The organism is Xanthomonas massiliensis (assembly GCF_900018785.1).
Classification (GTDB): domain Bacteria; phylum Pseudomonadota; class Gammaproteobacteria; order Xanthomonadales; family Xanthomonadaceae; genus Xanthomonas_B; species Xanthomonas_B massiliensis.
Map to the genome: position 1 here is coordinate 396,916 of NZ_FCOY01000006.1, position 24,854 is coordinate 421,769.

Annotated in this window: 21 protein-coding genes; 19 read left to right on the plus strand and 2 right to left on the minus strand. The window is 71.7% G+C overall.

Annotated features, from left to right (window positions below; all coding sequences use genetic code 11):
- Positions 1-38 precede the first annotated feature (38 nt).
- The 8 genes from gmk (at position 39) to BN3794_RS04990 (ending at position 8,793) form a co-directional block, all read left to right on the plus strand.
- Positions 39-671, plus strand: a complete 633-nt coding sequence (gene gmk / locus BN3794_RS04955) for a guanylate kinase (protein ID WP_066094218.1) — start codon at positions 39-41, stop codon at positions 669-671.
- Positions 672-783: 112 nt separating this feature from the next.
- Positions 784-1,083 (plus strand): DNA-directed RNA polymerase subunit omega, encoded by a 300-nt coding sequence (gene rpoZ / locus BN3794_RS04960; protein WP_066094221.1) that lies wholly within the window; start codon positions 784-786, stop codon positions 1,081-1,083.
- A 97-nt stretch (positions 1,084-1,180) separates the two neighbouring features.
- Entirely contained in the window at positions 1,181-3,361 is a 2,181-nt protein-coding gene (locus BN3794_RS04965) for a RelA/SpoT family protein (RefSeq protein ID WP_066094224.1), read from the plus strand.
- 72 nt (positions 3,362-3,433) lie between these two features.
- Complete coding sequence (locus BN3794_RS04970) at positions 3,434-3,814, plus strand: RidA family protein (protein WP_066094227.1); 381 nt, start codon at positions 3,434-3,436, stop codon at positions 3,812-3,814.
- A 4-nt stretch (positions 3,815-3,818) separates the two neighbouring features.
- Positions 3,819-5,930, plus strand: coding sequence for an ATP-dependent DNA helicase RecG (gene recG / locus BN3794_RS04975; protein ID WP_066094230.1), 2,112 nt, complete (start codon positions 3,819-3,821; stop codon positions 5,928-5,930).
- 76 nt (positions 5,931-6,006) lie between these two features.
- Positions 6,007-6,942 carry a nucleoside hydrolase gene (locus tag BN3794_RS04980; protein WP_066097015.1) on the plus strand — a complete coding sequence of 312 codons (936 nt, stop codon included), beginning with the start codon at positions 6,007-6,009 and terminating at the stop codon, positions 6,940-6,942.
- An 87-nt stretch (positions 6,943-7,029) separates the two neighbouring features.
- Entirely contained in the window at positions 7,030-7,272 is a 243-nt protein-coding gene (locus tag BN3794_RS04985) for a type B 50S ribosomal protein L31 (RefSeq protein ID WP_066094233.1), read from the plus strand.
- A 231-nt stretch (positions 7,273-7,503) separates the two neighbouring features.
- Positions 7,504-8,793 (plus strand): citrate synthase, encoded by a 1,290-nt coding sequence (locus BN3794_RS04990; RefSeq protein ID WP_066094236.1) that lies wholly within the window; start codon positions 7,504-7,506, stop codon positions 8,791-8,793.
- A 742-nt stretch (positions 8,794-9,535) separates the two neighbouring features.
- Here the strand turns inward: BN3794_RS04990 and BN3794_RS04995 are convergent.
- Positions 9,536-10,198 carry a hypothetical protein gene (locus BN3794_RS04995; protein WP_066094240.1) on the minus strand — a complete coding sequence of 221 codons (663 nt, stop codon included), beginning with the start codon at positions 10,196-10,198 and terminating at the stop codon, positions 9,536-9,538.
- Positions 10,199-10,319: 121 nt separating this feature from the next.
- Positions 10,320-12,764 (minus strand): penicillin-binding protein 1A, encoded by a 2,445-nt coding sequence (locus BN3794_RS05000; protein WP_066094244.1) that lies wholly within the window; start codon positions 12,762-12,764, stop codon positions 10,320-10,322.
- A gap of 232 nt (positions 12,765-12,996) precedes the next feature.
- Here BN3794_RS05000 and BN3794_RS05005 point away from each other — a divergent pair, with 232 nt between their 5' ends.
- The 11 genes from BN3794_RS05005 to BN3794_RS05055 all read left to right on the plus strand — a co-directional run bounded on the left by BN3794_RS05005 (position 12,997) and on the right by BN3794_RS05055 (position 24,815).
- Positions 12,997-14,055 carry a pilus assembly protein PilM gene (locus BN3794_RS05005; protein ID WP_066094247.1) on the plus strand — a complete coding sequence of 353 codons (1,059 nt, stop codon included), beginning with the start codon at positions 12,997-12,999 and terminating at the stop codon, positions 14,053-14,055.
- On the plus strand, positions 14,055-14,696 hold the full coding sequence (locus BN3794_RS05010; protein ID WP_066094249.1) for a PilN domain-containing protein: 642 nt from the start codon (positions 14,055-14,057) through the stop codon (positions 14,694-14,696). The genes BN3794_RS05005 and BN3794_RS05010 overlap by 1 nt, the downstream gene beginning before the upstream one ends.
- Entirely contained in the window at positions 14,693-15,373 is a 681-nt protein-coding gene (locus BN3794_RS05015; protein WP_066094252.1) for a type IV pilus inner membrane component PilO, read from the plus strand. The genes BN3794_RS05010 and BN3794_RS05015 overlap by 4 nt, the downstream gene beginning before the upstream one ends.
- Positions 15,370-15,906, plus strand: a complete 537-nt coding sequence (locus BN3794_RS05020) for a pilus assembly protein PilP (RefSeq protein WP_066094255.1) — start codon at positions 15,370-15,372, stop codon at positions 15,904-15,906. The genes BN3794_RS05015 and BN3794_RS05020 overlap by 4 nt, the downstream gene beginning before the upstream one ends.
- Positions 15,907-15,926: 20 nt before the next feature.
- On the plus strand, positions 15,927-17,813 hold the full coding sequence (locus BN3794_RS05025; protein WP_066094257.1) for a type IV pilus secretin PilQ: 1,887 nt from the start codon (positions 15,927-15,929) through the stop codon (positions 17,811-17,813).
- Positions 17,814-17,950: 137 nt separating this feature from the next.
- Positions 17,951-18,976, plus strand: a complete 1,026-nt coding sequence (locus BN3794_RS05030; protein ID WP_066094260.1) for an AAA family ATPase — start codon at positions 17,951-17,953, stop codon at positions 18,974-18,976.
- Between the two features lie 14 nt (positions 18,977-18,990).
- On the plus strand, positions 18,991-19,926 hold the full coding sequence (locus BN3794_RS05035; protein ID WP_147675658.1) for a DUF58 domain-containing protein: 936 nt from the start codon (positions 18,991-18,993) through the stop codon (positions 19,924-19,926).
- On the plus strand, positions 19,923-20,378 hold the full coding sequence (locus BN3794_RS05040; RefSeq protein WP_066094270.1) for a DUF4381 family protein: 456 nt from the start codon (positions 19,923-19,925) through the stop codon (positions 20,376-20,378). Before BN3794_RS05035 ends, BN3794_RS05040 begins: the two co-directional genes overlap by 4 nt.
- Positions 20,375-21,391 (plus strand): vWA domain-containing protein, encoded by a 1,017-nt coding sequence (locus BN3794_RS05045; protein ID WP_066094275.1) that lies wholly within the window; start codon positions 20,375-20,377, stop codon positions 21,389-21,391. Before BN3794_RS05040 ends, BN3794_RS05045 begins: the two co-directional genes overlap by 4 nt.
- The gene (locus BN3794_RS05050; protein WP_078059601.1) at positions 21,388-23,139 is read left to right on the plus strand and encodes a tetratricopeptide repeat protein; all 1,752 of its coding nucleotides are present in this window, start codon (positions 21,388-21,390) and stop codon (positions 23,137-23,139) included. Before BN3794_RS05045 ends, BN3794_RS05050 begins: the two co-directional genes overlap by 4 nt.
- Positions 23,136-24,815 (plus strand): BatD family protein, encoded by a 1,680-nt coding sequence (locus BN3794_RS05055; RefSeq protein WP_066094278.1) that lies wholly within the window; start codon positions 23,136-23,138, stop codon positions 24,813-24,815. Before BN3794_RS05050 ends, BN3794_RS05055 begins: the two co-directional genes overlap by 4 nt.
- Positions 24,816-24,854: the final 39 nt, after the last annotated feature.

Consider the following 24,854-nt stretch of genomic DNA (forward strand, 5'->3'; position numbering starts at 1 on the left):
TGGTATGGTGCGCCGCCCCGGCCATACTCGGACCTGCGATGCGAGGCACCCTGTACATCGTCGCCGCCCCTTCGGGCGCGGGCAAAAGCAGCATCGTCAACGCCGCCCTGGCGCGCGATCCCGAGATCTGCCTGTCCATTTCCTTCACCTCGCGCGGGCCGCGACCGGGCGAGGTGCAGGGGCGGCACTACCATTTCGTCACCTCCGCCGAGTTCGAGCGGATGATCGGCGCCGGCGATTTCTTCGAGTACGCCAAGGTCCACGAGGACTGGAAGGGCACTGCCCGCCAGTCGGTGGAGCCGCAGCTGGCGGCCGGGCGCGACGTGCTGCTGGAGATCGACTGGCAGGGCGCGCGCCAGGTGCGCGCGCAGGTGCCCGACGCGGTGGGCATCTTCATCCTGCCGCCGTCGCGCCGGGCGCTGGAGGAGCGCATGCGCAAGCGCGGGCAGGACAGCGAGGCGGTGATTCAGCGGCGCCTGGCCGCCGCCCACGAGGAACTGTCCCACTACGACGAGTTCGACTACCTCATCGTCAACGAGGAATTCGACCGGGCGGTGGACGAGATGTGCGCCATCTTCATCGCCAGCCGCTTGCGCCGGGCGGTGCAGCAGCAGCGGCGCGCCGGCCTGATCCGTGCCCTGTTGAGCGACGATCCGGCCGCAACCGTTTGATCGGAAAAGGAACGTCGGCGCGCGGGCTTGATCGTTCAGCTCCCGTGCCGCTACAATCGGCACCCTTTCCTCCATTCGTTCGAGCGGCCCGCCCGGGTCGCCGGGAGCCCGCATGGCCCGCATCACCGTAGAAGACTGCCTGGAAGTCGTTAACAACCGTTTCGATCTGGTCGTGATGGCTTCCCGCCGCGCCCGCCAGCTGGCCAACGGCGTGCCGCCGCTGCTGGACAACAGCGAGGACGACGACAAGCCGACCGTGCTGGCCCTGCGCGAGATCGCCGCGCGCAAGGTGGACAACACCCTGATCGACGAGGTCGACAAGGCCGAGCGCGAGCGCGCCGAGCGCGAGGCGCTGGAGTGGGCCGCCGCCGAGGTGGTGGCCGACGAGGACATGTCCAAGAACGACGACTGATCCGCGTCCGGATCCGTCCTCCGCGACAGCCCGCCTTGCGCGGGCTGTTTTGCATGCGGGGTTTGCCGCTGCAACGCCGCTGTCATAGGCTTCGATCATGAACCCAGGCCCGTCCGCCCAGGCAAGCGCACCGGCCGTTTCGTCCCCCGGCGAGGCGGTGCCCGACTATGTGCTCGAGCTGGAGCGTGCCGCCGCCTACCTGCCGGCCGAGCAGCTCCGGCGCCTGCGCCGCGCCTGGGAGGTCGGCGCCGCCGCGCACGCCGGCCAGACCCGCAAGTCCGGCGAGCCGTACATCACCCATCCGGTGGCGGTGGCGCGGATCCTGGCCGAACTGGGGCTGGACGCCGAGGCGCTGATCGCGGCGATCCTGCACGACACCATTGAGGACACCCCGCTCACCCGCGAGGAACTGGCCGCCGAGTTCGGCGAGACCGTGGCCGAGCTGGTGGACGGCGTCACCAAGCTGGACAAGCTCAAGTTCCGCGACCGCCAGGAAGCGGCGGCCGAAAGCTTCCGCAAGATGCTGCTGGCGATGTCGCGCGACCTGCGCGTGATCATGATCAAGCTGGCCGACCGTCTGCACAACATGCGCACGCTCGGCGCGCAGAGCGTGGAGGCCCGCAAACGCATCGCCCGCGAAACGCTGGACATCTACGCGCCGATCGCCCAGCGCCTGGGCATGAGCCTGGTCAAGTCCGAGCTGCAGAACCTGGGCTTCCGCGCGCTGCACCCGTGGCGCCACGCGATCATCGAAAAGCACATCCGCAGCCAGCCGGTGGTGCGGCGCGAGGCGATGGCGCAGGTGGAGGTGATGCTGTCCCAGCGCCTGGCCCGGGAAGGGTTGCAGCACCGCCTGATCAGCCGGATCAAGACGCCCTGGAGCATCTACACGAAGATGCGCGAGGAGAACAAGAGCTTCGACCAGGTGATGGACGTGTTCGGCTTCCGCCTGGTGGTGGGCAGCGTGCCGGACTGCTACCACGCCCTGGGCGCGGTGCACGCCACCTTCAAGCCGCTGGACGGGCGCTTCCGCGACTTCATCGCCATCCCCAAGGCCAACGGCTACCAGTCGCTGCACACCGTGCTGTTCGGTCCCTACGGCTCGCCGATCGAGGTGCAGATCCGGACCGAGGAGATGGACCTGATCGCCGAGCGCGGCGTGGCCGCGCACTGGACCTACAAGCTCGGCGAGGACGCGCCCAACAGCGCGCAGAGCCGCGCCCACGCCTGGATCGTGGAGCTGATCGAGTCGCAGCGCGCCGCCGATTCCTCGCTGGAGTTCCTCGACAACGTCAAGGTCGACCTGTTCCCCGACGAGGTCTACCTGTTCACGCCGAAGGGCAAGATCCTGGCGCTGCCGAAGAATTCCACGGCGCTGGACTTCGCCTACGCGGTGCATACCGACGTCGGCAACCGCGCGGTGGCCTCGCGCGTGGACAAGAAGCTGGTGCCGCTGCGCACGCGCCTGTCGAGCGGGCAGACGGTGGAGATCATCACCGCCAAGTCGGCCACGCCCAAGCCGCAGTGGCTGGAGTTCGTGGTCAGTTCCAAGGCGCGTACCTCCATCCGCCACCAGCTCAAGCAGCTCGAGCACGAGGATGCCGTGCAGCTCGGCCACCGCATGCTCGACCGCGCGCTGGAGGAAATGGATTCCTCGCTCGACCGCCTGCCCAAGGGGCGGCTGGACGCCTTCCTGGCCGAGCACAAGTACCCGCGCCTGGAGGCACTGCTGGCCGACGTGGCGCTGGGCAACTGGATGCCCAACCAGGCCGCGCAGGCGCTGCTGGCGCGCGCCGAGCTGCGCCCGGGCCTGCATGCGGGCCACTCGCACGAGAAGATCCTGATCGACGGCAGCGAGCGCGGGGTGATCACCTTCGCCAACTGCTGCCAGCCGATCCCCGGCGACGAGATCATGGGCTACCACACGGCCGGCAAGGGCATCGTGGTGCACCGCCTGGACTGTCCCAACCTGGCCGAATTGCGCAAATCGCCCGAGCGCTGGGTGCCGATCGGCTGGGACAACGAGGTCAAGGGCGACTACGACAGCTCGCTGGTGGTGGAGGTGGAGAACGGCACCGGTGTGCTGGCGCAGCTGGCCGCGGCCATCGCCCAGAGCCAGTCCAACATCGAGCGGGTGGACTACCTGGACCGCGACGTCAATGCCGCGGTGCTGCGCTTCGCCGTCCAGGTACGCGACCGCAACCACCTGGCCGAGGTGATGCGCCGGCTGCGCCGCCTGCACGTGGTGCAGAGCGTGCGCCGCCAGCAGTCCGCATGAGCGCCGGGCGGCCGCCACGCGGGCCGGGCCGATAGAATGGTCGGCCCCATTCCCGAGACCGCGGAGTCTTCCATGTCCGACATCATCCACACCGACCGTGCCCCGGCCGCGATCGGCCCGTATTCGCAGGCGGTCAAGGCCGGCGGCACCGTGTACTTCTCCGGCCAGATCCCGCTGGACCCGGCCACCGGCGAGCTGGTCGCCGGCGGCATCGAGGCGCAGGCGCGGCAGGCGTTCGACAACCTCAAGGCAGTGGCCGAGGCGGCCGGCGGCTCGCTGGAGAAGATGGTCCGCGTCGGCCTGTTCCTGACCGACCTGGGCGAATTCGCGCAGGTCAACGCGGTGATGCAGGACTACTTCAAGGCGCCGTTCCCGGCCCGCTCGACCATCCAGGTCGCGGCCCTGCCCAAGGGCGCGCGCTTCGAGGTCGAAGCGACCATGGTGCTCGACTGACGCGATGCCGCGCAGGCCGCCGCCCGCGCCCGTGCTGGCCGAGGCCGGCCGGGCGCCACTGACCTCCCTGCCGGGCGTGGGCCCGGGCATCGCCGCCAAGCTGGCCGCGCGCGGCCTGCTCACCCTGCAGGACCTGTGGCTGCACCTGCCGCTGCGCTACGAGGACCGCACCCGGCTGGAACCCATCGCCGCCCTGCGGCCGGGCGTGCCGGCGCAGGTGGAAGGGCGGGTGCAGGCGATCGAGCGCGGTTTCCGCTACCGGCCGATGCTCCGGGTGGCGCTGGCCGATGCGTCGCACGCCACGCTGGTGCTGCGCTTCTTCCATTTCCGCGCCGCCCAGGTCGCGCAGTTCGCGGTCGGCGCGCGGGTGCGCTGCTACGGCACGCCCAAGCCCGGCCAGCACGGCCTGGAAATGGTGCATCCAAGCTACCGGGTGCTGGGCGAGGACGAGGACGAGGCGCTCGGGCAGCGCCTGGATCCGGTCTATCCGGCCGTGGAGGGCATCGGCCCGGTCGCCCTGCGGCGGCTGATCGGGCAGGCGCTGGATCGCCTCCCCGAAGGCGGCCTGCTCGAGCTGATGCCGCCGCACTGGCTGGCCCGCGCCGGCCTGCCGCCGCTGCGCGAAGCCCTGCTCACCGCCCACCGTCCGCCCGCCGATGCCGACGTGGCGGCGCTGCTGGAAGGCCGCCATCCGGCCCTGCGCCGGCTGGTGATGGAGGAGCTGCTGGCCCACCACCTCAGCCTGCGCCGCCAGCGCCTGGCGGCGCAGCGCTGGCCGGCGATGGCGATCGATCCTCCCGGGCGCCTGGCCGAGGCGCTGTGCGGGCGGCTGCCGTTCCGCCTCACCGGCGCGCAGGAGCGCGTGTTCGCGCAGATCCGCCGCGACCTGGCGCGGCCGCAGCCGATGATGCGGCTGGTGCAGGGCGACGTAGGTAGCGGCAAGACCGTCGTCGCCGCGCTGGCGGCGCTGCTGGCGGTGGAGCAGGGCGCGCAGGCGGCACTGGCCGCGCCGACCGAACTGCTGGCCGAGCAGCACCTGGCCAACCTGCGCGGCTGGCTGGAACCGCTCGGCATCAACGTCGCCTGGCTGGCCGGCAAGGTGACCGGCAAGGCGCGCGGGGAGGTCCTGGCGCAGGTCGCCGACGGCCGCGCCCAGGTGGTGGTCGGCACCCATGCGCTGATGCAGGAGGGCGTGCACTTCCATCGCCTGGCGCTGGCCATCGTCGACGAGCAGCATCGCTTCGGCGTGCACCAGCGCCTGGCGCTGCGCGACAAGGGGCAAAAGCGCGATGGCGTGCCGCACCAGCTGGTGATGACCGCCACGCCGATCCCGCGCACCCTGGCCATGGCCGCCTATGCCGACCTGGACGTGTCGGCCATCGACGAACTGCCGCCCGGGCGCACGCCGGTGCGGACCATCGTCATCAGCGCCGAGCGCCGCGGCGAGCTGGTCGAGCGCATCCGCGCGGCCTGTGCCGAGGGGCGCCAGGCCTACTGGGTGTGCACGCTGATCGAGGAAAGCGACGAACTGGTGGCCAGCGCCGCGCAGGCCACCTCCGAGGCCCTGGCCGCGCAGTTGCCGCAGCTGCGCGTGGGCCTGGTGCACGGGCGCATGAAGGCGGCCGACAAGCAACGCGCGATGCAGGCCTTCAAGCGCGGCGACACCGACCTGCTGGTGGCCACCACGGTGATCGAGGTCGGCGTGGACGTGCCCAACGCCTCGCTGATGATCATCGAGAACGCCGAGCGCCTGGGCCTGGCCCAGTTGCACCAGTTGCGCGGCCGGGTCGGGCGCGGAGCGACGGCATCGACCTGCGTGCTGATGTACCAGCCGCCGCTGTCGGCGATGGCGCGCGCGCGCCTGCAGACCCTGCGCGAGACCGGCGACGGCTTCGTCATCGCCGAGAAGGACCTGGAACTGCGCGGCCCGGGCGAATTGCTGGGTACCCGCCAGACCGGCCTGGCCAGTTTCCGCATCGCCGACCTGGCCCGCGACATCGACCTGCTGCCGCAGGTGCACGCGCTGGCCGACCAGATGCTGGCCGGCGCGCCGGAGCTGGCCGGACGCCTGGTGGAGCGCTGGGTCGGCAGCGCCGCCCGCTACGCCGCCGCCTGAACGCCGCCGGCGGCGCGTTGCCTGGCCCGGGCCGCCAATGCCAGACTCGGCGGCCGATACGAACGACGACGACGAGATGGAACAGAAGATCCCGCTACTGATCGACACCGACCCGGGTGTCGACGACGCCCTGGCCCTGCTGATGGCCTTCGACGACCGCCGCCACGACGTGGTCGGCCTGACCATCGCCGCCGGCAACGTCGGCCTGGAATACACCGTGCGCAATGCGCTCAAGCTGTGCGAGGTGGCCGGGCGCGAGGACGTGCCGGTGTTCGCCGGCTGTCCCGGCCCGCTGGTGCTGCCGGCCGAGGATGCGGCCCACGTGCACGGCCGCGACGGCTTCGGCGACGTGGACCTGCCCGCGCCGGCCCGCCAGGCCGAGGCCGAGCACGCGGCGCAGGCGATCCTGCGGCTGTCGCATGTCCATGCCGGGCGCCTGCTGCTGGTGGCGCTCGGTCCGCTGACCAACATCGCCCTGGCGCTGAAGCTCGATCCCACGCTGCCCGAGCGGGTGGCGCGCTTCGTGGTGATGGGCGGGGCGATCCACGGCCACGGCAACATCACCCCGGTGGCCGAGTTCAACATCGCCTTCGACCCGGAGGCCGCGCACATCGTGCTGTCGGCGTTCCCGCGCTACGAGCTGGCCGACTGGGAGGCGACGCTGGCCCATGGCCTGCCGCACCGCCGGGTCAACCGCTGGCTGGCCGCCGACGACGCGCGCGCGCGCTTCTACGAGCTGATCTCGCGCAAGACCCGGCTGTGGTCGGAGGACGGGCGCGGGGAGCTGTGGTTCGCCGCCGACGCGCTGGCCATGGCGCTGGCGCTGGACCCCGGGCACGCCGAGGAAATCCAGGAGCGCCCGCTGCAGGTCGAGCTGGATGGCCGCCTCACCCGCGGCGCCACCGTGGTCGACTGGAACCGCCAGACCGGGCGGCCGGACAATGCGGCGATGCTGGTGCGCTATCGCCAGGACGCCTTCGAGGCGCGGGTGGCCGCCGCCGTCGGTGCCTGAGTGCGCGGACCTGCCGGGCTTGCACGGACCCGGCAGGCCTGTCTATAATCCTCGGCTTGTCCAGTCGCAATTGAACGGTGCGCGACCATGAAGGCCGACATCCATCCTGATTACCACGACGTCGTGTTCCACGACGTGACCTCCGATTTCAAGTTCTTGACCCGCTCCACGATGACGTCCAAGGAGACGGTCAAGTGGGAGGACGGTCAGGAGTACCCGTTGGTCAAGGTGGAAATCTCCTCCGCTTCGCATCCGTTCTACACGGGCAAGCACAAGGTGATCGACACCAGCGGCCGCATCGACAAGTTCCAGAAGCGCTACGCGCGCTGACGGATCTTCCGCTGTGGCACAGGACGGCCGCGCCAGTCGCGGCCGTTTTGCGTTTACGGGCGGGGTGCGGCAAGGCCGTCTAGTCGCAAGGCGGCCCCGGGTGAATACGACTTCAGTCTAAGGCGGCGGTTATGCTGCTATGCGATAATGGCGCGATCCATGGCACGGCCATGGACTTGTCACCGCGCCTGTCGCACATGCCGCGCAGGCGACTTCCACGAGGAGTTCGCTGTGTCCGATCTTGATCAGGTCACCCTCACCGCGGGCGACAAAGCCGTCGCCCTTCCCGTGATCAAGCCCACCCTGGGCAACGATTGCGTCGATATCTCCAAGCTGACCAAGGAAACGGGGCTTTTCACCTACGATTCCGGCTTCACCGCCACGGCCAGCTGCAAGTCCGCGATCACCTACATCGATGGCGACAAGGGCGTGCTGCTGTACCGCGGCTACCCGATCGACCAGCTCGCCGAGAAGTCCAGCTTCGTCGAGGTCGCCTACCTGCTGCTCAACGGCGAGCTGCCGTCCGCCGCCCAGCTCGAGGCCTTCGACGCCGAGCTGGCGCGCGAGGCCCCCGTCTCCGCCGCGATCAACACGCTGATCTCCAGCTTCGCCCAGGATGCCCACCCGATGGCGATCCTGGCCGCGGCGATCGCCCACCTGGCGGCCGAATACCATGCCTCGCTGGACCTGGCCGACGCCAAGCAGCGCTACCAGGCCGCCGTGCGCCTGATCGCCAAGGTGCCGACGCTGTCGGCGCTGATCTATCGCCATGGCCAGGGCCTGCCGGCCAACAGCCCGGACACCTCGCTGGACTACGTCAGCCGTTTCCTGAAGCAGACCTTCGAGTCGGCCGACGGCAAGTACGAGGTGAGCCCGGCGGTGGTCAAGGCGCTGGACCTGCTGTTCATCCTGCACGCCGACCACGAGCAGAACGCCTCGACCTCGACCGTGCGCATGGTCGGCTCGACCGGTGCCGACCCGTACGCCTCCGTGGCCGCGGGCGTGACCGCGCTGTGGGGCCCCGCCCACGGCGGCGCCAACGAGGCGGTGCTGAAGATGCTCGAGCAGATCGGCAGCGCCGACAATGTCGAGTCCGCCGTGCTCAAGGCCAAGGACAAGACCTCCGGCTTCCGCCTGATGGGCTTCGGCCACCGCGTCTACAAGAACTTCGACCCGCGCGCCAAGGTCATCGGCGAGATGACCCGCAAGGTGCTGGGCCAGCTCGGCGTCACCGATCCGCTGCTGGATGTGGCCGTCAAGCTGGAGCAGGCCGCGCTGAAGGACGACTACTTCGTCGCCCGCAAGCTGTACCCGAACGTCGATTTCTACAGCGGCATCATCTACAAGGCGCTGGGCATCCCGACCGAGATGTTCACGGTCATGTTCGCGCTGGGCCGTACGTCCGGCTGGGTGTCGCACTGGCTGGAACAGCAGGTCGACCCGGAAATGAAGATCGGCCGCCCGCGCCAGGTCTACACCGGTGCCGGCGTGCGCGACTACACGCCCGCCGACCAGCGCTGAGTCCCGACGCGCTGTCGTCCGTTCCTGCGAAGCCGCGGCTGGTCCGCGGCTTCGTCGTTTCTGGAACACCACGTGGGCATCGCGGGGAAAGCGGCGTGTCTCCGGCCGCGCACGTGGTTTCCCGGCGGCCGAAGGCGGGCTGGCGCCCGGCGACGGGTGCCTCTGCAGGGTGTCCCTCGCCGGGAGGCATCGCCTCGGGCGGTATCGCATGGGTATGGCCGGCCGCCGGCAGGCCCGGGCAGGTAACGCGGGCAGTGGGGCACGTGCCGGCAAGCCGCGGCTGCGCCCCGTGCAACCGTGTCGGTTGCTCCCTTCCGGGAGTAGCGTCGTCCGGGCTTGCGGGGAGAGCGGGAGGTGTCCGCGGCGGGATCGCCGAACGAGCCGAAATGCGGATGCGATCGTGCGCGGTGTGCGGGCGAGCCGCCAGGGGCGCGACCGGCAGGTGCGGGGCGCGAGCTCCAGTGCCTCGCGCGCCGGGTCGGTCCGGTCAGCAGTCGCGCCCGGCAAGGCAGGGCATGTCCGGTCAGGAGGAAGAGGGCATTGCATTCGGCCGGATTTGGCCACTTCGACTATTTCTACCGGGTGCGCCTTCCGGGCCGGGCCTGCGGATGGGCGCCGGTCGCCGGATCCGTTCCGGCGGCTGCCTGCACGATGCGCGAATGCCCGCGAACGGCCGACCCACGGCGACCAATCCGGGGCGGCCGGGCCGCGGCGGCAGGGCGAAGCGAGAGGCGCCGCCCCGCTAGCCGGGCGCCGGAATACGCGCCGTATCGCCGGCGGGCGGCTCCCCGTCCTGGAGCAACTGGCGCAGCTGCGCGAGCGATGCGCGCGGCATCGGTTTCTCGTCGACGGGCGAGAGCGGGGCCTGGCGCAGGGCGTCGTAGGGCAGCACGGTCAGGTCGAAGACCAGGTCCTCGGCGCTGAAGCGCCACACCGGGAAGTCGCCGGTACGGCTGCGGTCCAGACGCAGGCGTCGCGCGCGCGACTCGGCCGGGATGCGGTGCTCCTCCAGGAAGCGTTGCACCGCGTCGGCATCGTCGCTGTGCAGCTGCAGCAGCACCGGCGCGTTGGCGTCGGCGGTGCCGTCCAGCACCGGGCCGACCAGCCGCGGGGAGAACACCGCGAAAAACTCCAGGGCGCGCGCGGCAGCCTGGCGGCGCTGCACCAGGTCGCCGGCATGGCCGGGGCCGGCGAACAGGCGCTGGTACTCGCGCAATGCCTGCTCGATCTCGCGGTTGCGCGGCAGCGAGGCGTCGTCGTGGATGCCCAGCCGGCTGGCGGCCTTGAGCTTGGCCTGGTGGTAGTCGTGGATGCCGCTCTCGCTCATCAGCCGGGCGGCCTCGTGGGCGACGCGGTGGCGGCGCTCGCGCGTGCGGATCTCGACGTGTTGCCGGGCGCGGTGCATGGCGATCGTCCCCCTTGCATGGTGCCAGCAGGCAATGTAGCGCAGGCCCGCTGGCGCCTGCATGACCGTGCCGGTCCCGGGGACGGGGCGCGCCGCCGTCCGTGGCGCGCGCCGGGCCGGTTCAGAAAATGTCGAAGGCCTGCTGCTCGTCCTGGGCATCCTGCTGGGTGGCGTCGTATTGCTGCAGGCGGTCCAGGTCCTCGGCCTTGACCCACTCGGTGGCGCCGTTGAGCGTGGCCTGGACCATGTCCGCCGGCGGATCGTTGCCGGCCAGCGGCTGGCCCTCGAGCGCCACGCGCATGTAGTCGATCCAGATCGGCAGCGCGGCCTTGCCGCCGTACTCGCGGTAGCCCAGCGACTGGAAGTCGTCGCGCCCCACCCACACCGTGGTCACGTAGTTCGCGCCGAACCCCGAGAACCACGCATCGCGGTGGTCGTTGGTCGAGCCGGTCTTGCCGCCCACGTCCGCGCGGTCGAGCACCTTGGCGGCGGTGCCGGTGCCGCGCTGGACCACGTCGCGCATCATCGATACCAGCTGGTAGGCGGTGCGCGGGTCGATCGCGCGCGGCGCGGCGGAGCCCGGTGCGGTCGTCGCGGGTGTCGGCGTCGGTGCCGGCACGGTGGCCGTGGCGGCGCCGGCCGCCGCAGGCGGCGTCGCGCTGCCGAAGTTGAATCCGTCCACCACCTGGTTCTCGGGCGCCTGCGGTGCGTTGCCGGCAGCCGTGCCGACACAGCTGCGGCAGGCCATTTCCGGGGTGGCCTGGAACACCGGCTTGCCGTCGCGGTCGCTCACCTTGTCGATGAACCAGGGGGTGATGCGCGAGCCGCCGTTGACGAAGGTGGCGTAGCCGCGCGCCACCGACAGCGGGGTCAGCGAGGCGGTGCCCAGCGACATCGACAGATTGGGCGGCAGTTCGGCCTCGTCGAAGCCGAACTGACTGATGTACTTGCGCGCGTAGTCCACGCCGATGGCATCGAGCAGGCGCACCGAGACCAGGTTGCGCGACTGCACCAGCGCCTCGCGCAGGCGCATCGGGCCGCGGAAGCCGCCGCCGTCGTTCTGCGGCGACCAGGTCTTGCCGCGACGGTCGCGGAATACCACCGGGGCGTCGAGCACGATCGAGGCCGGGTTGAAGCCCTTGTCAAAGGCGGCGGCATAGACGAACGGCTTGAAGCTCGAACCGGGCTGGCGCCGGGCCTGGGTGGCGCGGTTGAACTTGTTGCCGGCATAGCTGAAGCCGCCGACCAGCGCCTTGAGCGCGCCGCTGTCCGCATCCAGGGACACCAGTGCGGCCTGCGCGCGCGGCAGTTCGTCGAGCACCCACTGTGGTTCCTTCATGCGCTCCTCGCCGGCGCGCACGCGCACCAGGTCGCCGCGCTTGAGCAATGCGGCCGGGGTGCGCCCGGTCCACTTGCTCGAGGCGGCGGTCAGGTCCAGTTCGCGGCGGTCGGCCAGTACCACCCGCGCCCCGCCGTCGCTGGCGGTCGCGGCGACGATGGCCGGCATCAGCCCGGCCTGGGAAGGAATGCCGGCCAGCTGCGCGGCGATGCCGGCCGCGGTGGCGTCGGCGGCCAGGTCGAAGTGGCGTTCCGCGCCATGCCAGCCGTGGCGGTGGTCGTACAGCAGCAGGCCGTCGCGCACGGCGCGTTCGGCCGCGGCCTGCAGCCGGGCGTCGATCGTGGTGGTGACCCGGTAGCCCTGGTCGAGCACGTCGCCGCCGTAGCGGGCGATCATCTCCTGGCGCACCATCTCGGCCACGTAGGGCGCGTCCACCTGCACCGGCGGTTCGTGCGGGCGCGCATGCATCGGCACCGCCTTGGCGGCGTCGGCCTCGGCCTGGGTGACGAAGCCCAGGTCGGCCATGCGCTGCAGCACGTAGTAGTCGCGGCGCTCGCGGGCGCGCTCGGGGTTGCTGATCGGGTTGCCGCTGGAGGGGAACTTGGGGATGCCGGCCAGCGAGGCCATCTCGTCCAGGTCGAGCTGGTCCAGGGACTTGCCGAAGTAGTACTCGGACGCGGCGGCCACGCCGTAGGCGCGGTTGCCGAAGAAGGTCTTGTTCAAGTACAGGTCGAGGATCTCGTCCTTGCTCAGCTCGCTCTCGATCTTGCGCGCCAGCAGGATCTCGGCCAGCTTGCGGGTGTAGCTGTACTCGGAGCTCAGGAAGAACTGGCGCGCGACCTGCTGGGTGATGGTCGAGCCGCCGGGCACGCGCTTGGCGTCGGTGGTGGCCAGCAGCCAGACCGCGCGGGCGATGCCCTTGTAGTCCACGCCGCCGTGCTCGTAGAAGCGCGCGTCCTCGGTGGCCAGGAAGGCCTGCTTCAGGCGCTCGGGCACCTGGTCGATGGCCACCGGATAGCGCCGCATCTCGCCGAACACGGCCATCAGCTGGCCGTCGCTGGCGTAGACGTACATCGGCTCCTGCCACTCGACCTTGCGCAGGGACTGCACGTCCGGCAGCTTGGAGGCGACGACGTAGTACAGGCCGCCGGCCGCCAGGCACCCGAGCAGGACGAGAACGACGAACGTGGCTGCCAGCCAGCGCAGCCAACGGCGGAGACGGGGCATCGACGGGTTCCGATTGCGAATTTTCCGGCCGCAGAGTATAGATGACGCCCGGCGCGGCCGTGGCCGTGCCGGCGAATCGGGGGATTGGGGGTTGGGGTATCCGGCTTCCAGGACGGGACGGGGATCCCGGCTTGGGGTGTCGGGGATTGCCAAATCCGGCGATCTCGTTATTAATGCGCGGGCGCTGAATGCGTATTCCAGTTCGTAGTGCCCGTCGGCAAGGGGAGTTACCGTGGGGCTCATACCCAAGAGTCAGACGCCGTTGATCGGCGTCGACATCAGTTCGACTGCGGTCAAGCTGCTGCAGCTCTCGCGCAGCGGCAACCGCTACCGCGTGGAGCATTACGCGGTCGAGCCGCTGCCGCCCAATGCGGTGGTGGAGAAGAACATCGTCGAGGTCGAGGCCGTGGGCGAGGCGATCCGTCGCGCGCTGGCGCGCTCGGGCAGCAAGGCCAAGAACGCCGCGGCCGCGGTGGCCGGCTCGGCCGTGATCATCAAGCAGATCCCGATGCCGGCCGACCTGGACGAGGACGACATGGAGGCCCAGGTCCAACTGGAGGCCGCCAACTACATCCCGTACCCGATCGAGGAAGTGAACCTCGATTTCGAGGTGCTCGGCCCGATCCCCAACAACCCCGAGATGGTGCAGGTGCTGCTGGCCGCGTCGCGCTCGGAGAACGTCGAGCTGCGCCAGTCCGCGCTGGAGCTGGGCGGGCTGGTGGCCAAGGTGATCGACATCGAGGCCTTCGCCATCGAGAACGCCTTCGGCCTGGTCGCCCAGGACCTGGCGCTGGCGCCGGAGGCGGTGGTCGCGCTGGTGGACATCGGCGCCACCATGACCACGCTCAACGTCCTGCGCAGCGGCCGCAGCCTGTACAGCCGCGAGCAGATCTTCGGCGGCAAGCAGCTCACCGACGAGGTGATGCGCCGCTACGGGCTGACCTACGAGGAAGCCGGCATGGCCAAGCGCCAGGGCGGGCTGCCTGAGAACTACGAGGCCGAGGTGCTCGAGCCGTTCAAGGAGGCGACGGTCCAGCAGATCAGCCGCCTGTTGCAGTTCTTCTACGCCGGCAGCGAGTTCAACCGCGTCGACCAGATCGTGCTGGCCGGCGGCTGCGCCTCCATCGCCGGGCTGCCGGAGATGGTCGAGGAGCAACTGGGCGTGCCGACCGTGGTCGCCAACCCGCTGGCCCAGATGACCCTGGGCCAGAAGGTGCAGGCCCAGGCACTGGCGCAGGACGCGCCGGCGCTGATGATCGCCACCGGCCTGGCGCTGAGGAGCTTCGACTGATGGCAAAGATCAATCTTCTGCCGTGGCGCGCCGAGCGCCGCAAGCAGCGCCAGCGCGAGTTCTACACGATGCTCGGCCTGTCGGCGGTGGCCGGCGTGGTGCTTTCGGCGCTGATCTGGTTCTACTACGACCGCCAGATCGACGGCCAGAACGAGCGCAACGCGTTCCTGCAGGCCGAGATCGAGAAGGTGCAGGCGCAGAACAAGGAGATCGACCAGCTCGACAAGCAGCGCGACCGCCTGCTGGCGCGCAAGAAGGTCATCGAGGAGCTGCAGTCCAACCGCTCGCAGATGGTGCACCTGTTCGATTCGCTGGTGCGCACGATTCCCGACGGCGTGGTGCTGACCTCGCTCAAGCAGGAAGGCGACATCCTCACGTTGCAGGGCCGTTCCCAGTCCAACGCGCGGGTGAGCACCTACATGCGCAACCTGGAGGGGGCGGGCTGGATGACCCAGCCGGAGCTCTCGATCATCGAGGCCAAGGGCGCCGACAAGGGCGACGGGGCGACCCTGCGCGACCTGAAGTCGCTGCCCTACGTGTTCACCCTCAGCGTGCACCTGTCCAATCCGAATGCGACCAAGGCCGACGACGGGAAGACCCCGCCGCAGGGCCAGGCCGCGGCGCAGGGGAATGCGTCATGAGCGCCAAGAAATTCAAGATCAGCGACCTGGATTTCAACAACATCGGCAGCTGGCCGCAGCAGGCCAAGCTCGTCTTCTGCGTGCTGGTGGGCCTGTTCATCGTGGTCATGGCCTGGTTCCTGCTGATCCGCGGCGAGCGCGAGGACCTGGCCGGCCTGGAGCAGAAGGAGACCGACCTGCGCGCCACGTTCGAGAAGGAACAGGGACGCGCGGTCAACCTGGAGCCGCTCAAGCAGCAGCTGGCGCAGATGGAGCAGGCGCTGCAGCAGATGCTGCGCCAGCTGCCCAGCAAGACCGAGATGCCCGACCTGATCATCGACATCTCCCAGACCGCGCTTTCCAGCGGCCTGGCCAACGAGCTGTTCCAGCCCGGCCCGGAGACCCCGCGCGAGTTCTACGCGGAGAAGCCGATCGCGCTGCGCATGGTCGGCAGCTACCACCAGTTCGGCGCCTTCGTCAGCGGCGTGGCTTCGCTGCCGCGCGTGGTGATCCTGACCATGCACGACATCAACCTCAAGCCCAAGGATCCCAAGAGCGGGATCACCGGGCGCAGCGGCGACCTGGAACTGTCGGGCACGGTCAAGACCTACCGCTACCTGGACGACGACGAAACCGCCGCGCAGGAGAAGGCCGCGGCCGAGGCCAAGAAGCCGGCCGGCAAGGGAGGTGCGGCATGATCGGCTCGCGTTCTTCCCGGGGCCTGCTCCTGGCGGGACTGGTGCTGGTGGCCGGCGGCTGCGCCCGCGGCATCACCAGCACGCCCGGCGATGCGCCGAACCTGAAGGCCTGGGTGGCCGAGGTGCGCGCGCGCCCGGCGCCGCCGCTGGAGCCGCTGCCGGTGATGCAGCAGTTCGAGACCTTCGAGTATTCCGCACAGGGCCTGCGCGACCCGTTCAGCGATGCCTGGACCAATCCGGACGACGGCAGCGGCCTGCGCCCGGACCCGAACCGGCGCAAGGAACCCTTGGAAGCCTATCCGCTGGACAGCCTGAAGATGGTGGGTACGCTCGGCAAGGGCGCCGGCCTGACCGGGCTGGTGATGGCGCCGGACAAGGTGACCTACCGGGTGCGGCCGGGGATCTACATGGGGCAGAACGATGGCCGGGTGACGGCAGTCCGCGAGGACGGCATCGAGCTGGTGGAGCTGGTGTCCGATGGGGCGGGCGGCTGGCTGGAAAGGCCGGCTTCGCTGGCGCTGGATGAACAATGATTGGATTGGGGGATAGCACGATGACTTGCAACGAAGCCCTGCGCCTGCCTCCCGCCCGGCGTCCGGCGATGGCCCGCGCCCGCGTGGCCGGACTGGTCCTGGCCATGGCCCTGGTGGCTCCGCTCTGGGCCCAGGCCCAGTCGCCGCTGCCCGCCGTGGTCAGCGGCCAGCCCGCCACCGCCTCGCGGGTGAGCGTGTCGAAGATCGACTTCAAGCGCGGCGACGACGGCGCCGGCCGCCTGGTCCTGCAGTTCGACGGCAGCGGCGCTGCCCCGGACCTGCGCAACCAGGGCCGCGACGTGGTGATCGACGTCGGCAACGCCTCGCTGCCGGCACAGTGGCAGAAGCCCATCGACGTGGCCGATTTCGCCACGCCGGTGCAGCGCATCGATGCCCGCCCGGAAGGCAAGGGCACGCAGCTGGTGCTGCGCACCAACACGGACTTCGAGTCGCTGGCCTACCAGAGCGGCAACGAGTACGTGGTCGAGGTGTCGCCGCGCCGGGGCGTCGCCGCCACCGGGGCGGTCAGCGGCTCCAGCGTGCAGCAGGCGGCGGCCAAGGTGGCCGCGCGCGGCTACACCGGCAAGCCGGTGACGTTCAACTTCCAGGACGTGCCGGTGCGCACGGTGCTGCAGCTGATCGCCGAGGAATCCAACCTCAACATCGTCGCCTCCGACACCGTGCAGGGCAACGTCACGCTGCGCCTGATCAACGTGCCGTGGGACCAGGCGCTGGACATCGTGCTGCGCGCCAAGGGCCTGGACAAGCGCCGCGACGGCAGCGTCGTGTGGGTGGCCCCGCAGCCGGAGCTGGCCAAGTACGAGCAGGACAAGGAAGACGCGCGGATCGCCATCGAGAACCGCGAGGACACCATCACCGACTACATCGGCGTCAACTACCACTCGGCCAACGCCATCTACAAGGCGCTGACCGAGGCCAAGGGGATCGGCGGCAGCGGCGGCAACGGTGGCGGCAGCGGCGGCCAGAACGACAACGGCTTCCTGTCCCCGCGCGGCCGCATCGTCGCCGACGAGCGCACCAACACGCTGATGATCAGCGACATCCCGAAGAAGGTCGCGCAGATGCGCGAGCTGATCTCGCACATCGACCGCCCGGTCGACCAGGTGCTGATCGAGGGCCGCATCGTCATCGCCACCGACACCTTCGCCCGCGACCTGGGCGCCAAGTTCGGCATCGGCGGCACCCACACCTACGGCGACAACGTGGCCACCGTCGGCAGCTCGGCGGTCGGCGGCGGCACCGCGGCGACGCGCGGCCTGAACGTGAGCCTGCCGGCCGGTACCTACACGACCGGGACCTCGGTCCCGAGCCTGGCCTACACGCTGCTCGGCAAGAACTTCAACCTGGACCTGGAACTGTCCGCGCTGCAGGAAGAGGGACGCGGCGAAGTGCTCTCCAACCCGCGCCTGGTGACCTCCAACCAGCGCGAGGCGCACATCAAGCAGGGCAAGGAAGTCGGCTACGTCACCATCACCGGTGGCACCGCCGGCACCGCCGCCACGCCGAACGTGCAGTTCAAGGAAGCCATGCTGGAGCTGGACGTCACCCCGACCATCACCAACGACGACCGGGTGTTCCTGAACATGAAGGTCAACAAGGACGAGGTCGATTCGTACCTGGACCTGGGCGACTATGGCCAGGTGCCCGTCATCAACCGCCGCGAGATCAATACTGCGGTGCTGGTGGACGACGGCCAGACCGTGGTGATCGGCGGCGTGTACGAGTTCACCGACCGCGAGAGCATCTCCAAGGTGCCGTTCCTGGGCGACATCCCGTTCCTCGGCAACCTGTTCAAGAAGCGCGGCAAGAGCAAGGACAAGGCCGAGCTGCTGGTGTTCGTCACCCCCAAGATCATGCGCGTGGCGCAGCGGCCGGGCGGCAACTGAGCCGCAACCGCGCATCGCGTGGACCTACGGACGGGGCCGCCTTCGGGCGGCCCCGTTGCGTTGATGGCCGCCCGCTGCGCCTTGCCGCGTAACAGAGCGGGTTGAACCAACCGCCCCTTGCCGAGTCAAATGGCGCCATGGATACCCAACCGCCCGTCGAAGTGCCCGCCGTCCCCGCCGCCGTCGATACGCAGCACCTGCGTTCGGGGTTCATCCGCCTGCGCGAGGCGCTCTCGGCCGAGATCGTCGGCCAGGAGGCGCTGGTCGAGCGCCTGCTGACCGCACTGCTGGCCGATGGCCACCTGTTGGTCGAGGGCGCGCCGGGCCTGGCCAAGACCACCGCGATCCGTGCGCTGGCGGTGCGGCTGGAGGCCGACTTCGCCCGGGTCCAGTTCACTCCGGACCTGCTGCCGGCGGACCTGACCGGCACCGAGGTGTGGCGCCCGCAGGAAGGCCGCTTCGAGTTCCTGCCGGGGCCGATCTTCCACTCCATCCTGCTGGCCGACGAGATCAACCGGGCGCCGGCCAAGGTGCAGTCGGCACTGCTGGAGGCCATGGGCGAGCGCCAGGTGACCTCCGGTCGCCAGACCTACGCGCTGCCCAAGCTGTTCATGGTCATGGCCACGCAGAACCCGATCGAGCAGGAGGGCACCTTCCCGCTGCCGGAAGCGCAGCTGGACCGCTTCCTGATGTACGTGAAGATCGGCTATCCGGACGCCTCGGCCGAGACGCGCATTCTCAAGCTGGCGCGCGAGAAGGCCCTCGGCCTGCTGGAGTCGCGCCCGGCCGCGGCGCCGCAGCGGCTGTCGCTGGAGGACGTGTTCGCCGCGCGGCGGGCGGTGCTGGAACTGCACATGGCCCCGGAACTGGAACGCTACCTGGTCGAGCTGGTGCTGGCCTCGCGCGATGCCGCCCGCTACGACCCGGAGCTGGCCCGGCGCATCGCCTGGGGAGCCAGCCCGCGCGGTTCCATCGCCCTGGAGCGTTGCGCGCGGGCCCGCGCCTGGCTGGCCGGCCGCGACTACGTGACGCCGGACGACGTGCGCGCGGTCGCGCCCGACGTGCTGCGCCATCGTATCCTGCCCAGCTACGAGGCCATGGCCGAAGGCTGGGACGGTGGCCGCCTGGTCGATGCCCTGCTGGAGCGGGTGCCGCTGCCCTGATGGCGGAGCCGTCGATGCCCGCGCAGAACCCCATCGCACGCGCGCAAGGCGAGCCGGCCGCCGGCGACGGCGTGCGCCCGACCCTGGCCGAACTGCTTGCCCTGCGCAGCCTGGGCGGCAAGGCCGGGCAGGCCCGGCGCGGCCAGCATGGCCTGTCCGGGCCGGCGCCCTCGGCGCTGCGCGGGCGCGGCATGGAATACGCCGAGTCGCGCGAGTACGTCGCCGGCGACGACGTGCGCCACATCGACTGGCGCCTGACCGCGCGCAGCGGCCGTACCCACACCAAACTGTTCCAGGCCGAGCGCGAGCGCCTCAGCCTGATCGTGGCCGATACCTCGCCGGCGCTGTACTTCGGCACGCGCACGCGCTTCAAGTCGGTGCAGGCCGCGCGCGCGGCGGCGGTGGCGGCCTGGGTGGCGCTGGCCGAGGGCGATCGCATCGGCGCCTTGCGCAGCGGCGCGATGGAGCCGGCGGTCGCCCCGGCCTCGGGCATGCGCGGGGTAGTGCGGGTGCTGGAGGCGCTGGTGCGCTGGTACGGCGCGCCGGGGGCGCCGGCGCCGGACCTGGAGGCGACGCTGGCGCGGGCGCGGCGCCTGCTGCGGCCGGGCTCGCGCCTGCTGGTGCTGGCCGATCCCGCCGGCGCGGCGCGGGTGCCGGACGCCCAGTGGTCGGCACTGTCGGCGCACGCGCAGGTGCGGGTGGTGCTGCTGGTCGATCCCCTGGAACTGGAGCCGCCGCGGGCGAGCCTGCCATTCCTGGCCGGGGCCAATCGCCTGGTCCTGGACCTGAAGGCGCCGGCGGTGCGCGCGCGCTGGGAGGCTGCCTTCGTCGCCCCGCTGCAGCGGCTGCGCGATACCCTGCCGGCGCGCGGCGTGCAGGTCGGCGTGCTGTCCACGACGGACGCCGCCGATGCCTGGCGCCTGCCGCGGGCCATGGGAGCATCGCGATGAATGCCTCCTCGCTGCCGTTGCGCGACGTGCACCTGCCGCCGGCGCCGTCCTGGTGGCCGCCGGCGCCGGGCTGGTGGGGGCTGGCGCTGCTGCTGGTGGCGGTGCTGGCCGCGGCCGCGGTGTGGTGGCGGCGCCGGCAGCGGCGCCTGGCGCAATGGCAGGCGTTGTTCGATGCCGCCTGGCAGGACGCCTCCACGCCGGTGGCGCGCCTGGCGGCCGCATCGGCCCTGCTGCGGCGCGCGGCGCGGCGGGTGGATCCGGCGGCCGACCGCCTGCAGGGCGAGGCCTGGCTGCGGTTCCTCGACGGACGCAAGGGCCACGCCTTCAGCGAGGGGCCCGGCAAGGTGCTGCTCGACGGCGGCTTCCGCGCGGACGTCGCCGCCGCCGAGGGCGAGGCCGCGCGCGTACCGGCGCGTGCGCGCTTCGTCCAGCTGATGGCGGGGCGCCGATGAACGCGCTGCAGGCCTGGCTGGCGACGATCGACCTGCGGCAGGACTTCGCCTGGCCGTGGGCCTGGCTGGTGCTGCCGCTGCCGGTGCTGATGCGCTGGCTGCCGGCCTGGCGCAGCCGCGTGCCGGCGCTGCGCGTGCCCTATGCCGGGCGCATCCGCGCCATCGCCGAGGGCGGCGCGCTGCGCGGCGGTTTCGATCTTTCCGGAGTGCTGGCGTGGCTGGCCTGGGCGTGCCTGTGCGCGGCGCTGGCGCGGCCGCTGCAGTGGGGCGAGCCGGTGGCGCCGCCGCGGCAGGCGCGGCAGATGATGCTGGCGGTGGACCTGTCCGGCAGCATGAGCGAGCCGGACATGCAGCTGGGCGGGCGCGTGGTCGACCGGCTCACTGCGGCCAAGGCGGTGCTGGCCGACTTCCTCGATCGCCGCCAGGGCGATCGCGTCGGCCTGCTGGTGTTCGGCCAGGGCGCCTACGTGCTGGCGCCGCTGACCGCCGACCTGGAAAGCGTGCGCGAGCAGCTGCGCGACAGCGTGGTCGGCCTGGCCGGGCGCGAGACCGCGCTCGGCGATGCCATCGGCCTTGCAGTCAAGCGCCTGCGCGAGCAGGCCCAGGGCGAGCGCGTGCTGGTGGTGCTGACCGACGGCGTCAACACCGCCGGCGTGCTCGACCCGCTGCGCGCGGCGGAGCTGGCGCGCGACGAGCACGTGCGCGTCTACACGGTGGCCCTGGGCGGCGACGGCGGCGGCTTTTCCCTGTTCGGGATCCCGGTCAGCGGCGGGGGCGACGACCCGGTGGACGAGGACACCCTGCGCAAGATCGCCGAGACCACCGGCGGGCGCTTCTTCCGCGCGCGCGACACCGCCCAGCTTGCCGGGATCTATGCCGAGCTGGACCGGCTCGAGCCGGTGCGCAGCGAGGGACCGCAGGTGCGTCCGCGCATCGAGCGCTATGCGTGGCCGCTGGGCGCGGCCTTCGCACTGGGCTGGCTCGCGTTCCTGGTCCCGGGGAGGCGGCGGTGAACGGCTTCCTGCACGCGCTGCATTTCCTGCGCCCGGAATGGCTGTGGGCGCTGGCCGCGCTGCTGCCGGGCGTGGCGTTGTGGCGCTGGCGCCAGCGCCGCGCCGACGTGTGGCGCGGCGCGGTCGATCCCGCGCTGGCGCCGCACGTGCTGGTCGGCGGCGGGCGCGCATCGCTGGCCGGGCTGCTGCTGGCGTGCCTGGCGCATGTGCTGGCGGTGCTGGCGCTGGCCGGACCGGCCTGGCGCCAGGAGGCCCAGCCGATGTGGCAGGTGCGCACGCCGCTGGTGATCGCGCTGGACCTCTCCTCGGCCACCCAGGCCGGCGACCTGCCGCCTTCCCGCCTGTTGCAGGCGCGTGCCAAGCTGGCCACGTTGCTGCGCGAGCGCGAAGGCGGCGAGGTGGCCCTGGTGGCGTGGGCCGAGGAGGCCTTCACCGTGGCGCCGCTGACCGACGATGCCGCGAACGTGGCGGTGTTCCTGGATGCGCTTTCGCCGGCGGTGATGCCGGTGGACGGCCAGCGCGCCGACCGCGCCATCGCCTGGTCGGCGCAGCTGATGCGCCAGGCCGGCTTCCCGCACGGGCGCATCCTGCTGGTCACCGACCATGCCGACGGGAACGCGCGCGCCGCCGCGCGCCAGGCCGCCGCGCAGGGCTATGCGACCTCGGTGCTGGGCCTGGGGACGCCGCAGGGCGCGGCCTATCGCGATGCCGCCGGCAGCCTGGCCGAGGCGCGCCTGGACGAGTCCTCGCTCGCCGCGCTTGCCCGCGACGGCCGGGGCCGCTACGCGCGCCTGCAGGCCGGCGATGGCGACCTGCATGCCCTGGGCGTGCTTTCGCCATCGGCTTCCGACGAGGGCGAGGGGCATGCGCGCAGCGGCAACGCCTGGCGCGACGAGGGCTACTGGCTGCTGCCGCCGCTGATGCTGCTCGGGTTGCTCGCCTTCCGGCGCCGCGCCGGGTTGGCGGCCATGGTGCTGGTGCTGGCGTTGCCGCTGGCGATGCCGGCGCCGGCCCACGCCGCCGAGCCGGGCGGCACCTGGTGGCGTCGGGCCGACCAGGTGCAGCAGCGGCGCCTGGCCAGCGGCGTGCAGGCCTACCGCAAGGGCGACTACGCCGCCGCGCAGGCGGATTTTTCCAGGGTGGACAGCGACCAGGGCTGGTACAACCTCGGCAATGCGCTGGCCCGCCAGGGGCACTACGACCAGGCGCTGCACGCCTACGACCAGGCGCTGGCGCACCATCCGGGCATGGCCGATGCCATCGCCAACCGGGCCGCGGTCGAGGCCGCGCGCAAGCGCGAGCAGCAGCAACGCCAACAGAACCCGCAGGCCTCGCCAGGAAAGCAGGGCCAGAAACCACCGCCCTCCGGCGGCGGGCAGCCGCAGCCCACGCCCGGCGGCTCCGGTGCCGAAGGCGCCCATCCGCCCGGCCAGGACGGCAGGCGCGAAGCCGGCCAGCCCTCCGGCAAGGACGGCCAGCCCAAGCCGGCCGACGCACACGACCAGCGCCAGGCCGACGCCGAACAGCGCCAGCGCATGCAGCAGGCCCTGGCCGACGCGCAGGCGCGCAAGCAGGATGGCGGGCAGGGCGAGGGCCAGCAGCAGCACGCCGCGCCCGAGAGCGCCCAACAGCGCGAGCGCCGCCAGGCCAACGAGGCCTGGCTGCGGCGCATCCCCGATGATCCGGGCAGCCTGCTGCGCAACAAGTTCGAGCTCGAGTACCGGCGCCGCCAGCAGGAGGGGCCATGAAGCGCGGTCCCGCCCCGTGGGCCTGGCTCTTCCTGCTGGTGCTGGCCTGGCCGCTGGCCGCGCCGGCGGCGGTGCGCGCGTGGCTGGACCGCAGCGAAGTGGCGCTGGGCGGCACCGTCACCCTCAACGTCGAGACCGACCGCGCCGGCCCGGCGCCGGACTTCTCCGCGCTGGGCCGCGATTTCGATGTCGGCGCCACCCGCTCCAGCCGCCAGGTGAGCGTGGCCAACGGCACGGTCAACAGCACCTCGCTGTACGGGGTGGAGCTGACGCCCAAGCGCAGCGGCGAGCTGACCGTGCCGGCAGTGGCGGTGGGCGGCGAATACACCGCGCCGCTGCTGCTCAAGGTCGGCGCCGCGCCGCCGGCCGGCAGCGCGACCGCCGGCGGGCGCGTGTTCGTGGAGACCGCGGTGGACGACGCCACGCCCTACGTGCAGCAGAGCGTGGGCGTGGTGGTGCGGCTGTACTACGCCACCTCGCTGGCGTCGGGGGAACTCGACCTGGATGCTCCGGCCGGGGCGTCGCTGCAGCGCGTGGGCGAGGACCGCAACGACGTGCGCGAAGTCAACGGCCGCCGCTACAACATGGTCGAGCGGCGTTTCCTGCTGATTCCCGAGCGCAGCGGCAGCCTGACCGTGCCGCCGGCCCGCTTCCAGGGACGCGTGGCCGGCGATCCGTTCGACGATTTCTTCGGCGGCGGGGCGGGGGACGGGCGCGTCGCCGCCGCCAGTGCGGCGCGCACGCTCGCGGTGAAGGCGCAGCCCGCGTCCGCGCCGGTGCCGTGGTTGCCGCTGCACGGGCTGCAGCTCGGCTACGACGGCGCCCGCCCGGACCGGATCGCGGCCGGGCAGGCATTCACCCTGACGGTGCGGGCGGTGGCCCGCGGCGCCGTGCACAGCCAATTCCCGGGGCTGCCGGTGCCAAAGGTGGCCGGGGCGCAGGTGTTCCCGGAACCGGAGCAATACGACGAGCGTTTCGATGCGGCCGTGCCGGTGCTGACGGTGACGCGACGTTACGCGGTGGTCCCGGATGCGCCGGGCACGCTGGCGATCCCGGCGATGGCGCTGGACTGGTGGGACGTGGACGCCGGCCAGGCCCGCCGGGCGACGTTGCCGGCGTTCGAACTGGCCGTCGGGCCCGGCAGCGCCGTTGCCGGCGCGGGGCCGGCGCCGGCCCCGCCTGCCGGGGCGACGGCACCGGCGCGGGACGTGCCCGCCCGCGCGCCGCCCGCCGCGGCATTCGGTCACCGGTATCGCTGGATCGCCGCGGCGCTGGCGCTCCTGGCACTGGCGGCATGCGGGGCGGGATGGGCCTGGCGGCGCAGGGCGTCGCCGACCGCCGTCCCCGCCGCCGGCACCGCGTCGCCGGCACCGGCGGCGGGCGAGTTGCGCCGCGCGCTGGACATCGGTGCCCTGGACGAGATCGGCCATCTGCTGCGGCGGCTGGCCCCGGTGCCGGCCACCAGCGCGAAGGCGGTGCGCGCGCAGCTGGCCGATCCGGAGCAGCAGGCAGCGCTGGACCTGCTGGAACGTGCGCGCTGGCGCGGCGAGGACGTGGCCGCCGCGCGCGACCGCCTGCGCCGTGCCTTCGCCGGCGGACCGCGTTGGCGCACCCCGGCGACGAAGGCCGCCAGGCCGTCGCGCGACGTGCTGCCGCCGCTGTATCCGCGCGACTGAGGCGCCTGCCCGGTCGCGCCCGGAGCGGCGGGGCGATTT